Below are 14,847 nucleotides of genomic sequence, written 5' to 3'. Positions count from 1 at the left end.
TCAATTATGAACCTTGGTATTCTGTCAATAATTGTGGGATGTAATCATATCCATCTACCCCTATTTGTCGGAGAAATTGCGATCGATTCTTTTCCAGCAAACTTTGGAAAGCATCCGCACCAATTTGCCCTTTAATAATTGTGAGTAATCCTGCTACTTGTCGCCATTGCGGAGAAGAAATACGCTCTAAAAGATACATCCCTACAGCACCAAAGTAAATTGCTTTTTCTGTCTCCTGCAAACTATAATTAGCTTCAGCTAAATAAGCCAAATTTAGCCCTTGTAAGTACAAATCTCCTGAAATTCCCGCCGCTTGATAGCCAGTTTCTAAAAACGAAATAGCGGCTTGAGGTTGCGATAAAACTATATAAGCAATTCCCAAACTTGTACAACAAAAAGCTTTACTTTGTTGGATTGTATAACCAGCTAAATAGCTATCGCTCAATCTTTCTAATAAGTCTAAACCTTGCTGCAAATAATTAATTGCTCCCTCATAAACTTCGGTGTTTAATCTATCTAATTCTTGAGCTTGAAAAACTTCGCTGTAACCGAGATTTGCTAAAGCATTAGCTTCTCCCAATCGATCGCCACTTTGCCGACTTAAAATCAACGCCCTTTGACTGTAACTAATCGCTTCCGAGTAATTTTTCTGTGCAACATAGATTCGACTAATATGATTAAAATTGGCAATTTCGCAACCTCGATCTTCTGCCGAACGTGCGATTACCAAAGCTTGTTCGTGGAATGAAATTGCTCGATCGTATTGTCCGATCGCAGCTAAAGAATAACCCAACAAAGTTAAAATTCTGGCTTTTTCTTGCGTACCCTCAACCCTTCGCAAAGGTTCATCTAAATAACTAATTGCCGATCGCAAATAATCGCCACTAAAAGAAGCAAAAATCCCGCCATACAAAGGAAAGTAATTCTGTTGCGCGAAAGTTCGGAGAATTTGCAAAGTTACTTGAAAACAACCATTACTTAAAACATTTCTCGAACTAAAAGCACTGGCTAACTGCGACCAAATTAACGCAAAAGTAATAAAAGTAGAAATCGAAAGCTTTGCGCCAAATTTAGCATCATAAACCAGTTTGTCAAACCAATTAACCAAACCTCTTTGTAAACATTGTAAAATTACCGCTAATTCCACAAAAGCCGAAATTTCTACATTTTGTCGAGTAACAGCTTCGGTGACAGACTGATTTAATGCTAAACTTTGAAATAGCCTTTTAGGTAAGGGATTATCTACTAAAGATGCCCATAAACTCCAAGGGCCACTTTCCCCAGGAACACCTTCAAAACCTAATTTTCCGCGACTTTGATCGTAAATCCAGCTAACTAAATGTTCTTGTAACTTACCCCAAGATTTTAAACCTTCAGTCAAACCTAAAGCTAATTGCTGAAGTTGCTCATTTAGTTCAGAATCGGAAGCGTTTTGTGCTTCTTTTTGCAGAGAAGTTGTTAACTGCTGAATTTGGTCTAAATTTAGAGGTTGAGCTTGATTGGGATCGATCGCTTGCAACAAAGCAATTAATCGGTTGTCAGGTTCAGAATTTACAATAGCAGTGGTAGCCGTAGCGATCGCCGAAGCCACCCGATTTTCCTGCTGATACCTTTCCCATTCTCCTTGAACTGTTTGCAGAGCCCGCAAACTGCGAGTTGCTTTTGCTTGCGTCAGTTCATCCGTAGGATTGTCAATTTCCGACTGTGTGACATTAACACGATCGCTCAAACATTGCTCAAAAATTTCTCCCGTTCCCGCAGCAATACCACGCAGCAACATCTGATAAACCTGCTGTTTCGAGCGAATTTTTCCCTTCAAGGTAGTTTGGACAATCTCATCAATTAAAGCGAAATAGCGATCGCGCAGAGAAAGAGAATCAGACATAAGCTTGTGAATCGGGTTATTGCTTTAAGATAGCTCGAAAACCACAACTTCTGGAGAAGCCTAGCCCAGAAATAAGTTCATCAGATTGACGTACCACCGTCATAGTTCTGACAACTCAATCAGCCAATATAAAAGTAAGTTTCGTATTGCTCCTCACACACACACTAACAGAAAAAGCCTGGAATTCATGCCTCCAGGCTTTTTTATTGAATGTGGTAGGGATAATTCATGAATTATCCCTACGTCCCTACATCCCTTCGTCTCCCCCACGCCTCAGCAAACTACTTTGCCAAAATTTTTGTCACTTCCGCACTCATGAAAGCAATGTCAGGATCGCGTTGAATAGCACGATAATACTGCTTTTCTAACCTAGTTCCTTCTGAGCAAGGTTGAATCAAAACCCTTGCTTGTTCTAAAAGTTGATTAGCTTCATTTAAAGTCACAGGTTCCTTAGAAGCCAAAAACTCATCAATTTGGACAATAAATTGAGAAATTGGACGCAGCCAGCTAAACCATTCATCGCCAATCACCAATTGAAAAAACTCGTTGCTTGACTTAATGCGTCCGTGCAACTGTTCGTATTCTACTCGTTCCGAGTCGAGTAACGCTTTGTGAAGGCGCAACAGAGTTTTTCGTAACTCCCGGAGGTGTTGCAGTGCTGATTTTAACAAAGGATCGGTTGAAGTCATCTAGTAGCGAACTTAGTAAACTCTTTTCCCATCTTGCCATATTGTCAATCTATCGCCGGGTAAAATTTAACTACCAAATTTAGATTATTTTACTTACATAGGTTTAATTGTTTTAGTTAGCCTAATTTAACTAAATCTGGCGTTTTTACTGATTACATATTAATAAATTTTCATACAAAATAGTATTTACAAACAAAAAACTCATCTATATGGCTTCACGAAAAAAGCGTCGTTTCACTCCTGCGTGGTTAATCTTGAGTGTGGGAACTCTCCTCTCAATTGTTGCCGCCCTGATTGTAGCAAGATGGGAAAAGGATACCCACCGTGCGGAATTCAAAAACCAAGCAGATAAGTTAACTACTGCACTGGAACAAAGTATCGATAATAACTTGGGAATGCTTCGCGCTACTCGTAGCTTCTATGCTGCATCAGAAAGTGTCGATCGCCAAGAATTTACCACTTTTGTGCAAGATTTCATGGACAGATATCCAGGGATTTTAGCTTTTAGTTGGTCGCGTCGGGTATCAGCAGCAGAACGAAAAACTTACGAGCAAACTATTCGGGCTGAAGGTTATCCTAACTTTGAGATTATAGAACGGGGAGCGATCGGTCAAATACTCAGAGCCAAAGACCGCCCAGAATATTTTCCTGTAACTTACATAGAATCTCGACAAAGCCAAGCTGGGGCTTTAGGCTTCGATTTAAATTCTGAATCCTCCCGGCGTATCACGTTAGAAAAGGCCAGAGATACAGGAAAAATGGCGGCTACAGAACGAATCAAGATTTTTACTACCAAACAACTTGGCTTTTTAACATTTCAACCTATTTACAACCGGAAGACTACTCTGGATACTTTAGAATCACACCGGGAAAATTTCCAAGGAGTTACAACAGCAGTTTTTCAAATTTCTGATATTGTCAAACCTGCTTTAGCAGGAGTGCAGTTAAATAATATCGACTTTTATTTAGTAGATAATTCTGCTTCTAATAAGGAGCGTTTTTTGTCTTATTATCAGTCGAATAAAAAGCAAATAATAACTGATATTAATGCTAAATTACCAGACAAAATCAATACCCAGTTTTTTTGTGCTAACAATTTCTGTATTCGTAACCTTAATGTTGCCGATCGCCAATGGTCAATTCTGTTAATTCCCCAAGGTGAATATGTGGGCATCCAAGCTTTTTGGAGATCCTGGGTAACGCTGGTTATTGGTTTAATTTTAACTGGACTTTTTACGGCTTATTTACTGAATTCATTAATTCGCACTTATGAAGTAGAAAAATTAGTTTCTGAACGCACATTACAAGCGAAACAACTGCGAGAAACGCTGCAAGATTTACAGAAAAATATGCAAATATTGGATTTAGCTAATGATAGCATTATTATTCGTGACTTAGAAAACAGAATTAATTATTGGAATCAAGGCGCAGAAAGGCTTTATGGTTGGAAAAGGTCTGAGTGTGTTGGTCAGTATACACATATATTATTGCAAACTATTTTCCCCAAATCTCGTGAAGAAGTTTTTCGGGAATTTTTGGAAAATGGATACTGGGAAGGGGAGTTAATTCATACTAAGAAAGATGGGACGCAAATTACTGTGGAAAGTCGTTGGACTTTACAAAGAGATGAGAGAGGAAATGCGATCGCCATGTTGGAAATTAACAACGATATCACTCAACGCAAACAAGCCGAAGCAGCGATACATCAACTAGCAGTTAGAGAAGGAGAAAAAGCTAATCAATTAAAGCAAACATTAGAAGAATTACAAAAAACTCAAACCCAACTTATTCAAACAGAAAAAATGTCAAGTTTAGGTCAATTAGTCGCCGGAGTAGCCCATGAAATTAATAACCCAGTCAACTTTATTTATGGCAATTTGTCTCATGTAGATGACTATATTCAAGAACTAATTGAACTGATTAATCTTTATCAGCGTTACTATCCAAATCCGACATCAGAGATTCAAGATTACTATGAAACTAGTGAAATAGATTTTTTAATTGCTGACTTACCAAAAATCTTATCTTCTATGAGAATCGGCGCAGAACGGATCAGGCAAATTGTGTTAAGTCTCCGCAATTTTTCCCGCTTTGATGAAGCAGATATGAAAGCAGTTGATATTCACGAAGGTATAGATAACACATTATTAATTCTCCAAAATCGCTTAAAAGCTAAACCCAATCATCCTGCCATTGAAGTAATTAAAGAATATGGAAAATTGCCCCAAATTGAATGTTACGCCGGACAACTCAATCAAGTATTTATGAATATTATTACTAATGCGATCGATGCCTTAGATAGTTACAATGAAGAACGATCGCAACAAGAAATTTTGAACAATCCCAGTATTATTAAAATTTGTACCGCAGTCATTGGCGAAGGAACTAAAGAAAATGCCCAGCGAGTTTTAATCAAAATTGCTGATAATGGCCCAGGCATTAGTCCCGAAGCAAAAAAGCGGTTATTCGATCCATTTTTTACCACTAAACCTGTAGGTAAAGGTACAGGTTTGGGTTTATCTATTAGTTACCAAATTGTAGTAGAAAAGCATGGTGGATTGCTAACCTGCGAATCAGAATTGGGAAAATGTACGGAATTTATCATTGAAATTCCCATGAATCAACAGCAGCAAATTTTGGTTGAGAAATGAATATAAAATCCCTCTGCCAAAGTGATATCCTAATAACAAAAGTTTCGCAGCTTTACTGACTAAAATTGTTTTGGGAAAGCAGGGAGAACCAAAAATGTTGAAAAGCTTATGGCGACCACCATATTTACTGAGTGGCGAAGAGGACAAAGAAAAACGTGCTAGTTGGCTAGAACTATTTTACGATTTAATCTTTGTGGCTGCGATCGCCGAAGTCGCCCATTATTTACACGAACATCTCACAGTTTCCGGCTTTTTTAGCTATGTATTAATGTTTGTCCCAATTTGGTGGTCGTGGGTAGGCGCAACATTTTATGCTACCAGATTTGACACAGAAAATATTCCTCATCGACTGCTAACATTACTGCAAATGGTAGCGATCGCTATCCTAGCAGTCAACGTCCATGACGGATTAGGAAAAAACTCCGTCGCCTTTGCCCTTTCCTACGTAGCTGTTAGAAGCATTTTAATTTTTCAATATCTTTGCGCCGGACATTTTATCCCCGTAGCCAGGAGATTAACTAACTGGTACGCCAAAGGTTTTGGCATCGCCGCTGCTATCTGGTTAATATCAAGTTTTATCCCAGTTCCTTGGCGATTTCCACTTTGGATAATAGCGTTAATTATTGATTTTTCTACACCCCTAACAGCTGGAAAATTAGTCGCCCAAATTCCCCCCAATTTTTCCCATATTCCCGAACGTTTAGGATTGTTTACCATCATTGTTTTAGGTGAAGCAGTAATAGCTGTAGTTAGAGGAGTCGCCCAATTACAATGGGGTATAGCATCAGCTGCTGTCGCCTTATTAGGAATGCTAATTGCCTTTTGTTTGTGGTGGATTTATTTTGATAGTGTAGATGGTTCTCCCTTACGAGCAATGGGTACTGGTAAAATGGGAATAGCTTTACTTTGGTTATATTCTCATCTCCCTTTAGCAATTGGAATTGCAGGTACTGGAGTAGGAGTAGAACACATAATTGTTTCCGCTAAAAAAAGCACAATATTACCAGGTGAAGAGAGATGGTTTATTTGCATTTCTCTAATTATCTGCCTAGTTTCCCTAGCAATTATCCATCTGATTACCTGCACTTTAGGCACAGTTAAAAAACGGAAAATTTTAGCTGCTTACCGTCTAGGTTCTGCCGCATTTATTTTGATTATTGCGATCGCAGGATCTCAACTTTCGCCAGTAATGTTAATGATTTTATTAGGAATAGCTTGCTCAATTCAAGTTGTTTTAGATTTATTTAAAACAACTCAACAATCGATCCAGAATCAGCACAATAATATATGAATTCGCTACACAGATAGAGATCCAATTTCTTGAAGAAGTTGGGCATCTATCTTATATAGCACTTAATTGCTATAATCAAGAAAACTTGGATTTTTCTAAACAGAAACATGAAAATAAAAGCAATTATACACCCTGCTGAAGAAGGAGGGTATTGGGCAGAAGTTCCCGCTTTGCCGGGATGTATTACTGAAGGTGATACTTATGAAGAAGTTATCTTTAACTTACAAGATGCTATTCGGGGTTGGTTAGAAGTTGCTAACGAGATTCAGGTTAGTAACGACTCAGAAAAAGTAGTAGAAATTTTAGTATGAAGTCGATATCTGGGAAAAAGCTGTGTAAAATAGTCGAGCAAAGAGGATGGTTTTTAAAACGAATTACCGCCAGCCATTACATTTATCAAAACGATGAAGTAAATGAGATTTTATCTATTCCCGTTCATAGTAATAAAGATTTAAAAATAGGGACATTAAAAGCTTTGATGAAAATAGCAGGCTTAACAGAAACCGATTTATTGTAAACGAAATATTTTTGTAAATATAGCTATTTTATCGATTTAATTTTCCTTTTGTAATTGAGAAATTTCGGCATATTCTTCTTTAAATTTCTCTAAAATTCGGGAATAGAGGGGGATAATTTTTTGGTAAATGGCTACGTTTTGCTCGATCGGTTGATGATGGTAAGTTAAACTAATTTCTTGGGAAACTTGCTCTAAATTGGTAATTTTTTTCAAGGCATAAAGTCCCAAAATTGCAGCACCAAAACTAGAACTTTCATAGACTTCAGGAACGCTGACTGGTTGATTAAAAACATCGGCTAATATTTGTCTCCATAAACAAGAGTTAGCAAAACCACCAGAGGCGCGAATGCTGTTAATTTCCCCAGCAAAATCTTCTAAAGCTTGTAAAACTAAGTATAAGTTATAGACAACTCCTTCTAACATGGCACGCACTAAATGTGCTTTGGTGTGACGCAGGGAAAGTCCAAAAAAACTACCCCTAGCATTAGCATCCCAAATTGGCGATCGCTCTCCGGTTAAATAAGGATGAAATATTAATCCTTCGGCTCCCGCTGGTACGGTTTGCGCGATCGCAGTTAACATATCATAAGGGTCTTGTTTGAGCGTTTTTGCAGTTAATACTTCCGCGTCTGCTAAGCGATCGCGTATCCAGCGTAAAATAATCCCACCGTTATTAACTGCGCCACCAATTACCCAATAATTATCAGTTAAAGCATAGCAAAACAATCGCTGTTGAGGGTCGCAAGTTGGTTGATTTACCACAACTCGAATTGCGCCACTTGTACCCACAGTTACGGCAACTATTCCCGGTGCGATCGCGCCTACTCCCAAATTAGAAAGTACCCCATCAGCAGCACCAATTACTGTAGGAATATGTGACGGAATTCCCATTACTAAAGCGTATTCTTCCCGCAAAGATTGAAAAATATATGTTGTTGGTACTAATCGTGATAAATTACTTTCTGTAATGTTGGCGAGTTCCAGTGCTTCTCGATCCCAATTTAACTCTTTTAAATTCAGTAAACCTGTTGTCGAAGCAATAGAGCGATCGACCACATACTCGCCAAACAATTGATAGAAAATATACTCTTTAATCGAAATAAACTTAGCCGTATTCGCAAAAATTTCTGGGTGTTCTTCTCGCAACCAAATAATTTTAATCAAAGGCGACATCGGATGAATGGGAGTTCCCGTGCGGAGATAAATTTCCTTCCCCCCTTTCTCTTTTTGCACTATTTCCGCCCATTTAGCACTGCGATTATCTGCCCAAGTAATACTTTTAGTTAATAATTTACCTTGACTATCTACAGCAATTAAACTGTGCATCGCTGAACTAAAAGACAGGCATAAAATCTCAGCAGGATTAATTTTACTAGCTTCAACAACTTGTTGCACTGTAGTAATTACTGCGGAAAATATTGCTTCTGGTTCTTGTTCTGCTGCTTCGGGAATTGGTGTTAGTAAAGGATAATCAATAGCCGCTCTTTGCACCATTTCTCCAGTTTCGGTGAATAAAACTGATTTAGTGCTTGTCGTGCCAATATCAACAGCAATTACATGAGGCATAGAGTTTTTTTGAACCACAGAGACACAGAGGAAAGAGAAGGTGTTTTGTAATTTGTTTAAAGGGTAATTAATAATTAAATTGAGTTAATTTTAACCGATTGGCGATATCTTCTGCTTTTAAGTTATATAAAGCATCTAAAAAGTTGAGTTGCAAAGTACCGGGACCAGCAGATTTTTCGGCAGCTATTTCTCCGGCAATTCCCATGACTGCGATCGCATGAGTAGCGGCAATAGTAGCATCGGAATTAACTGCCAGAAAAGCGCCAGTTAAGGCAGTAGCAGTACAACCCATTCCGGTAACTTTTGTCATCAGTGGATGCCCATTTTTTATCTGAAAAATTCGCTCTTTACTAACAATAAAATCAACTGCTCCACTAATAACGATCGTGCATTGATAAAGGTTTGCTAAAGTTTGGGCAACTCTCACAACTGTTTGGGAATCTTGGGTGCTGTCTACTCCTTTAGTGGTGATGTTTTGATTAGAAATAGCAGCAATTTCACTAGCATTACCACGAATTACTGTTGGTGTAGCTATATTTAATAATTTCCTTGTAGTTTCTGTGCGATAGTTTGTGGCACCTGCACCCACTGGATCGAATATTATCGGTTTTTTCTGTTGTTTCGCAAATAACATTGCTGTTTCCATTGCGGCAATCCAATCATCATTTAAGGTGCCAATGTTGATGACTAAAGCTGCTGCTAAGTTCACCATTTCTTCTACTTCATTTAAGGCGTGTGCCATTACCGGAGAAGCACCTAAAGCTAATAGGGCATTAGCGGTATTATTCATCACTACGTAGTTGGTGATGTTATGAATCAGAGGAGTTGTTTCCCGGATGGAAATTAAATCTTGCCAGAGAGTGTGTACACAAGGAGTCATAATTAACTGCTGTAGTTTTATATTTACTTTGCCACAACTGGCTCCTAGTGAGAGTTCTTCCCTACTTTTTCCCGATTTACATATAAATTTACAGGTGTTCAGTTTCAGCAGCCAAGATAACAAAGGAATTTGTTTGTTTAACTGTTCAATCAAATATTTAGGACATCAGTTTAACGATCGTTGTTTAAGACAAAAATTTTAACTCTCAAATAAGGTGCATTATGAAAAAGCTTAACTGATGCACCAGACAAAATAAAAACACAAAAATATTAGACTGTTGAGGAGATAAATTATGCAATCTAAATATTCTGATTTTTCTGAAGCTTTCCCTCAATTTAATAACTCAACTAATCTACAGACTCAACAAGTTGTGGGTTTCTCTCAAGCAAATTCTTTAAATTTAGTTGAAGGAAACACAATTTCTATTCCTCCAGTAGGAATTGTCCCTCTTGTTCTATTTATCGGGGTGACTGCTTACCAACAATATCGTGCTTTTGTGTGGCGACAAAGAGTTCAACTTTTGGAAAGAATCTGGCAATTAAGTCCTGAAGATACATGGTGAAAAGGAGATTGACTATGTTTTCCGACTCTTCTGAGCAAGGTTACGTTTTAGTTTTGGGCAATATTTTTCAATACAAACCGACTCTGAAATTAGGTTCTAGCGGTTCTGAAGTAGTAGAACTACAAAAGTTATTGCTACGTTGGAAAGCACTACTAGGAAACCGTCAAGCTGAACGTCAATTTCACAATTCAAAATTACATAAAGGCAAGTTCGATCGAGCGATGAAAATGCTGGTAGAAGAGTTCCAAGAAGTGATGTTTTTACCAGTAAATGGGGTGGTAGATATCTACACTTGGCAAGCACTTTATGCTGGATCTCCGATTCATTTGCCTAAGCTGAAAAGAGGTAGTAAGGGAGAAATTGTCAAAGCGTTACAAAAAGCTTTGTTAAAAACTGGCGATTATCTTTATGATAGTCCAATTGATGGCGTTTTCACTTCTGTAACTGAGTGGGCGGTGAGACATTTTCAACGGCGAATTGGGATTACAGTTGATGGAATTGTTGGGTTTGAAACTTGGGATACTCTGAGCAAAATTTTACTAGCAGTAGCGCATCAACATCTACCTGTAGTGAGAAGCATAGATTTAAGTCAAATTTGGTATGTACTTTCCGAAAATAGTCGGGATTTAGCGTTGGAAAGAGCGATCGTGCGATCGCTTTCTTCTGAAACCAACTTAACTCGCTACTATTACAATCGAGTTGATTTAAACAATGATGGAAAATACGAAGTAATTGTTTACTTAGTCAATGCTAATGCTAGTAATACTAAGGAATATCCCATCCTAATTTTCCAACCCGAAGGCAAAGGTTATCGCTTAGTTTCACACCTTGGATATGGTGCTGCGCCGATTATTGTCACCGAACAAACGAGTTACGGATGGAAAGATATTGTCATTCATTCTAAACATCAAGGCGAATCAAATTATTGGTTTGCTCAGTTTGATGGGGAACAATATTTAGGCGGTGCTCATAGTGGACTTTCTTACGAAGTACCTTCTAATGTTAGTATTTCTGGAATGGCTTATATCGCTGATGAAATTACTCTTGATTCCGGCTTAGAATTAGAAAATTATCATGCAGATACTTGGTTGGAATAAATTGAGTTAAAGTTGGCATTGATGATTTAATTTCTGGAGTTTCCAGACTAATACAATGAACAACGAACAACCTATAAATACTGATTCCCCTAAAGATTGGAATCGGGAAACTCAGGTTTCTTGGAATACCAATGCTTCAGTTTGGGATGCCAAAATGGGGGATGATGGTAATGATTTTCATCGCTTGTTAGTTCGTCTGGCTACAGAAAAATTGCTGGAAGTCAAAGAAGGCGATCGCATTTTAGATATCGGTTGTGGAAATGGAATATTTAGCCGCAGATTAGCAAGTTTGGGCGCAAAAGTAGTAGGAATTGACTTTTCCGAACAGTTAATCGCTTGCGCTGTTGAACGAACTCAAGTGCAAGATGCGATCGCTTATCATGTCATAGATGCTACTGATGAAACAGCTTTATTAAGCTTAGGTGAAAACAGTTTTGATGCTGCTATATCTGCAATGGCGTTAATGGATATGGCAGAAATTGCGCCTTTATTCCGGGCGCTAACTAAATTACTAAAACCTCAAGGTTGCTTTGTTTTTTCTGTCATGCACCCTTGTTTTAACAACCCTCATATTAGTATGGTTGCCGAAGAAACAGAAAGCGATGGTGAAATAAAAACTGACTATTCTATCAAAGTATCAAAATATTTGCAGCCAACTATTACCTACGGATTAGCACTTCGCAATCAACCAAAACCCCATCTCTATTTTCATCGCCCAATTCATCTACTTTTGGGTGAAGCTTTTCGAGTCGGATTTGTGTTAAATGGATTAGAGGAACCTGCATTTCCAGCCAATTACCCAAATGACTATTTACTTGTTTGGGGTAGTAATTTTAGCGAAATTCCACCTGTATTGGTGGTAAGACTAAAATTATTAGCATAAAATTTGGTGTGCAGGAGTAGTTAATCAAAATGCACGATGTATACTCTCCAAAAATCCTCGATTATTTCAGAAACTAGGGCAAACCTACGGTTAGGAATTCCTTTAGCAGCAGCACAATTAGCTCAGAGTTTAACTACCTTTGTTGATACAGTAATGATGGGCTTATTAGGAAGTCAAATAATAGCTGCTGGCGGCTTAGGTTCTGTTTCTTTTACCATCTTACTACTTGTTAGTTCAGCAATTGTGGCTGCGGTTAGTCCTTTAGTAGCAGAAGCTTACGGTGCGAATCAAACCAAGATGGTAGAATGTGTAGTACGCCAAGGTTTGTGGTTAGCAATTATTTTGGGAATTCCCCTTAGTTTAATCATTTTTCATGGGAAATCACTTTTGTTATTATTTGGACAAGATGCCAGCACTTTAGAATTAACTGAAGAGTATTTGCAAGCGATCGCTTATGGCTTTTTACCAGCTATAATTTTTGCAGTACTGAGAAACTTTGTTTCTGGGGTTTCTCAACCTCGTCCAATTATGGTAATTGTCATTTGTGGTACTTTCTTAAACATCGCTGCTAACTATGTTTTGATGTTTGGTAAATTAGGATTACCAGCATTAGGATTAGCGGGAATTGGTTGGGGAAGTACGCTATCTTTTTGGAGTATGGCGATCGCTTTAATAATTTACATAAAAAGCGAAGCAACTCTGAAAAAATATCATGTATTTCACAATCTTCACCAATTTGACAGAAAAGTATTCGGTCAATTGTTGCATATAGGATTACCAATTGGTATGTTAACTGGTGTAGAAGCAGGATTATTTACTGTGACAACATTTATCATGGGAATGTTAGGAACAGTTACCTTAGCAGCACATCAAATCGCCTTACAAACAGCAGCTACAACCTTCACTGTTGCTTTAGGAATTTCCTTCGCTACTACTGTTCGTGTCGGACAAGAATTAGGGCAAAAAAATCTCAAAAATGCACGTTTGGCAGGGTATATTGGTATTAGCTTGGGGGGAATATTCATGGCATTTATGGGCATTTTATTTTGGCTAATTCCTGAAAGAATAGTTTCCCTTTATCTTGATATTAATAATCCCGCAAATACTGCCGTTGTCACCCAAGCAAAAGCACTGCTTAGAGTAGCTGCATTCTTTCAAATAGCTGATGGAATCCAAGTTACTGCTGTCGGCGCTTTGCGAGGATTAAAAGATACAAAAATACCCGTGTTAATTGGCATTTTCGCTTATTGGTGTATTGGGTTAACTAGCGGCTATTTACTAGGTTTTAAATTAGGTTTGGGAGGCGTAGGACTTTGGTGGGGTTTAGCACTTGGTTTAGCAGTAGCATCAATTGTTTTAACCTGGCGATTTAGTGCTGTAGAAGTGAAGTAAAAGATTAGTTCGTTGTAACGACTTTAGTCGTTTTCTTGTCAAATAAAAAGACTAAAGTCTTTACAACAAACTTAAGACGATCGAATCATAATTCAAAATAAACACCTCTTTACCTTTATAACGTTCACCCTTAAAATTCTGTGCTTTTTTCTGACCCTTTTTCTGATCGTCGGTTCTATTAATTGTGTAATTCCATTCTCGATCGTGCATTTCTGTCGCCCATTCATACAAATCTCTCACTTCCGGGCTATTATCATAAGTGATGAGAAACTTAAATCTATTCTTGTGTTCTTTCAGTATTTCACATAACCTATAGTGATCGGTTCGAGAAAAAGAATGAGTGTAAAATTTATCTTGATCGGCATTAAAATAAGGAGGATCGATAAACAAAAAAGCATCATCGGGTACAGTTTTTATAACTTCCTCAAAATCCCAACAAGTAATTTTCACATTTTGGAGTTTTTCCGAAGTGCGGCGAATATTTCTCGGCCAATTTTCAGGACGCATACTATACTTATCACCATATCCCCAATAGCAGTTTTGTAATTTCATTATGCCGGAATATGATGTACGATTCAGATAAAACCATCTTGCAGCTGCTTCCAATTTGTTTTGCGGGATAAACTCATTTTTATAGTAGGTGTGTCTTTCTTTTGTCGCTTCTTCTCCTGCCAAAAAATCGATTAATTCTTCAGGTCGATCGCGAATGATTAAATATGTATTTATTAGTGCTTCATCAATATCGTTAAGCCAATTGTTTTCTACTTTTGATTTAGCAAAAAATATCGAACTTCCACCAGCGAAAGGTTCTACATAGTACGAGTGAAGAGGAATATGTTTTAAGATGAGATGACGGGCATAGAATTTACCTCCCGCATAACGGAATGGGGAATTTATAGATTGATTCATATTTGGCGAATTTTGAGAAATTAAACTACAGGCATAACTTTATGGTAATTCAATTAGCAGAATCGGATGAGCAAATTCTGAATTGTTTTTCTACAATGTTTCAATTGCGTCCACATCTTCAGCGAGAAGAGTTTGTCGATCGCATCCACCAGCAAATGAATTCAGGTTACAAGTTAGCATTTATTGAAACAGAAAATCGAGTCGTAGCTGTAGCAGGATTTCGGATTTCTGAATGTTTAGCTTGGGGAAAGTTTTTGTATGTTGATGATTTGGTTGTGGATGAAGTAGTGCGATCGCAATCTTACGGAAAAAAATTGTTTCAATGGCTAATAGAATATGCAAAAAAACATGATTGCCAACATTTAGAACTTGACTCAGGAGTGCAAAGAATTGATGCTCACAGATTCTATTTTCGCCAACGGATGAGCATCACCAGTTATCATTTTTCTTGTAGGGTGCGTTAGTGATAACGTAACGCACCATTTTACTAATTAAGATAAAGTAGAAAATATTCGATCGCACTTT

14 protein-coding genes are annotated in these 14,847 nt (G+C 37.8%); 9 read left to right on the top strand and 5 right to left on the bottom strand.

From position 1 onward, the window contains the following. Positions 1–4: 4 nt before the first annotated feature. Together ACE1CA_RS21155 and ACE1CA_RS21150 are read right to left on the bottom strand one after the other, a co-directional pair. Entirely contained in the window at positions 5–1,885 is a 1,881-nt protein-coding gene (locus tag ACE1CA_RS21155) for a tetratricopeptide repeat protein (RefSeq protein WP_413279271.1), read from the bottom strand. Between the two features lie 281 nt (positions 1,886–2,166). Continuing rightward, the gene (locus tag ACE1CA_RS21150) at positions 2,167–2,574 is read right to left on the bottom strand and encodes a hypothetical protein (protein ID WP_413279270.1); all 408 of its coding nucleotides are present in this window, start codon (positions 2,572–2,574) and stop codon (positions 2,167–2,169) included. A 209-nt stretch (positions 2,575–2,783) separates the two neighbouring features. Here ACE1CA_RS21150 and ACE1CA_RS21145 point away from each other — a divergent pair, with 209 nt between their 5' ends. The 4 genes from ACE1CA_RS21145 (at position 2,784) to ACE1CA_RS21130 (ending at position 7,033) form a co-directional block, all read left to right on the top strand. Further along, the gene (locus ACE1CA_RS21145; RefSeq protein WP_413279269.1) at positions 2,784–5,225 is read left to right on the top strand and encodes a CHASE domain-containing protein; all 2,442 of its coding nucleotides are present in this window, start codon (positions 2,784–2,786) and stop codon (positions 5,223–5,225) included. Between the two features lie 94 nt (positions 5,226–5,319). Then, complete coding sequence (locus tag ACE1CA_RS21140; RefSeq protein WP_413279268.1) at positions 5,320–6,516, top strand: low temperature requirement protein A; 1,197 nt, start codon at positions 5,320–5,322, stop codon at positions 6,514–6,516. Positions 6,517–6,623: 107 nt separating this feature from the next. Next, positions 6,624–6,827, top strand: a complete 204-nt coding sequence (locus ACE1CA_RS21135) for a type II toxin-antitoxin system HicB family antitoxin (protein WP_413279267.1) — start codon at positions 6,624–6,626, stop codon at positions 6,825–6,827. Beyond that, on the top strand, positions 6,824–7,033 hold the full coding sequence (locus ACE1CA_RS21130) for a type II toxin-antitoxin system HicA family toxin (RefSeq protein ID WP_413279266.1): 210 nt from the start codon (positions 6,824–6,826) through the stop codon (positions 7,031–7,033). Before ACE1CA_RS21135 ends, ACE1CA_RS21130 begins: the two co-directional genes overlap by 4 nt. Positions 7,034–7,069: 36 nt before the next feature. Here ACE1CA_RS21130 and gntK read toward each other — a convergent pair whose 3' ends face one another. Together gntK and thiM are read right to left on the bottom strand one after the other, a co-directional pair. Beyond that, positions 7,070–8,599 carry a gluconokinase gene (gene gntK / locus ACE1CA_RS21125; RefSeq protein WP_413279265.1) on the bottom strand — a complete coding sequence of 510 codons (1,530 nt, stop codon included), beginning with the start codon at positions 8,597–8,599 and terminating at the stop codon, positions 7,070–7,072. Between the two features lie 67 nt (positions 8,600–8,666). Next, positions 8,667–9,479, bottom strand: a complete 813-nt coding sequence (thiM, locus tag ACE1CA_RS21120) for a hydroxyethylthiazole kinase (RefSeq protein ID WP_413279264.1) — start codon at positions 9,477–9,479, stop codon at positions 8,667–8,669. A 292-nt stretch (positions 9,480–9,771) separates the two neighbouring features. Here thiM and ACE1CA_RS21115 point away from each other — a divergent pair, with 292 nt between their 5' ends. The 4 genes from ACE1CA_RS21115 to ACE1CA_RS21100 are packed head-to-tail and all read left to right on the top strand — an operon-like array spanning position 9,772 to position 13,413. After that, on the top strand, positions 9,772–10,041 hold the full coding sequence (locus ACE1CA_RS21115; protein ID WP_413279263.1) for a hypothetical protein: 270 nt from the start codon (positions 9,772–9,774) through the stop codon (positions 10,039–10,041). Between the two features lie 14 nt (positions 10,042–10,055). Beyond that, a complete protein-coding gene (locus tag ACE1CA_RS21110) occupies positions 10,056–11,138 on the top strand; it encodes a peptidoglycan-binding domain-containing protein (RefSeq protein WP_413279262.1) in 1,083 nt (360 codons plus the stop codon). 55 nt (positions 11,139–11,193) lie between these two features. Further along, positions 11,194–12,021, top strand: coding sequence for a class I SAM-dependent methyltransferase (locus ACE1CA_RS21105; RefSeq protein WP_413279261.1), 828 nt, complete (start codon positions 11,194–11,196; stop codon positions 12,019–12,021). A 36-nt stretch (positions 12,022–12,057) separates the two neighbouring features. Next, a complete protein-coding gene (locus tag ACE1CA_RS21100) occupies positions 12,058–13,413 on the top strand; it encodes an MATE family efflux transporter (RefSeq protein ID WP_413279260.1) in 1,356 nt (451 codons plus the stop codon). 60 nt (positions 13,414–13,473) lie between these two features. Here ACE1CA_RS21100 and ACE1CA_RS21095 read toward each other — a convergent pair whose 3' ends face one another. Further along, positions 13,474–14,322: a DNA adenine methylase gene (locus tag ACE1CA_RS21095; protein ID WP_413279259.1), complete on the bottom strand. Its 849-nt coding sequence runs from the start codon at positions 14,320–14,322 to the stop codon at positions 13,474–13,476. A 41-nt stretch (positions 14,323–14,363) separates the two neighbouring features. Here ACE1CA_RS21095 and ACE1CA_RS21090 point away from each other — a divergent pair, with 41 nt between their 5' ends. Beyond that, positions 14,364–14,786 (top strand): GNAT family N-acetyltransferase, encoded by a 423-nt coding sequence (locus tag ACE1CA_RS21090; protein WP_413279258.1) that lies wholly within the window; start codon positions 14,364–14,366, stop codon positions 14,784–14,786. Positions 14,787–14,847: the final 61 nt, after the last annotated feature.

This window comes from Floridaenema evergladense BLCC-F167 (assembly GCF_041929205.2).
GTDB lineage: Bacteria > Cyanobacteriota > Cyanobacteriia > Cyanobacteriales > Aerosakkonemataceae > Floridanema > Floridanema evergladense.
Note: the sequence above shows the minus strand (reverse complement) of the source record. Positions and strands in the feature narration are given on the sequence as shown.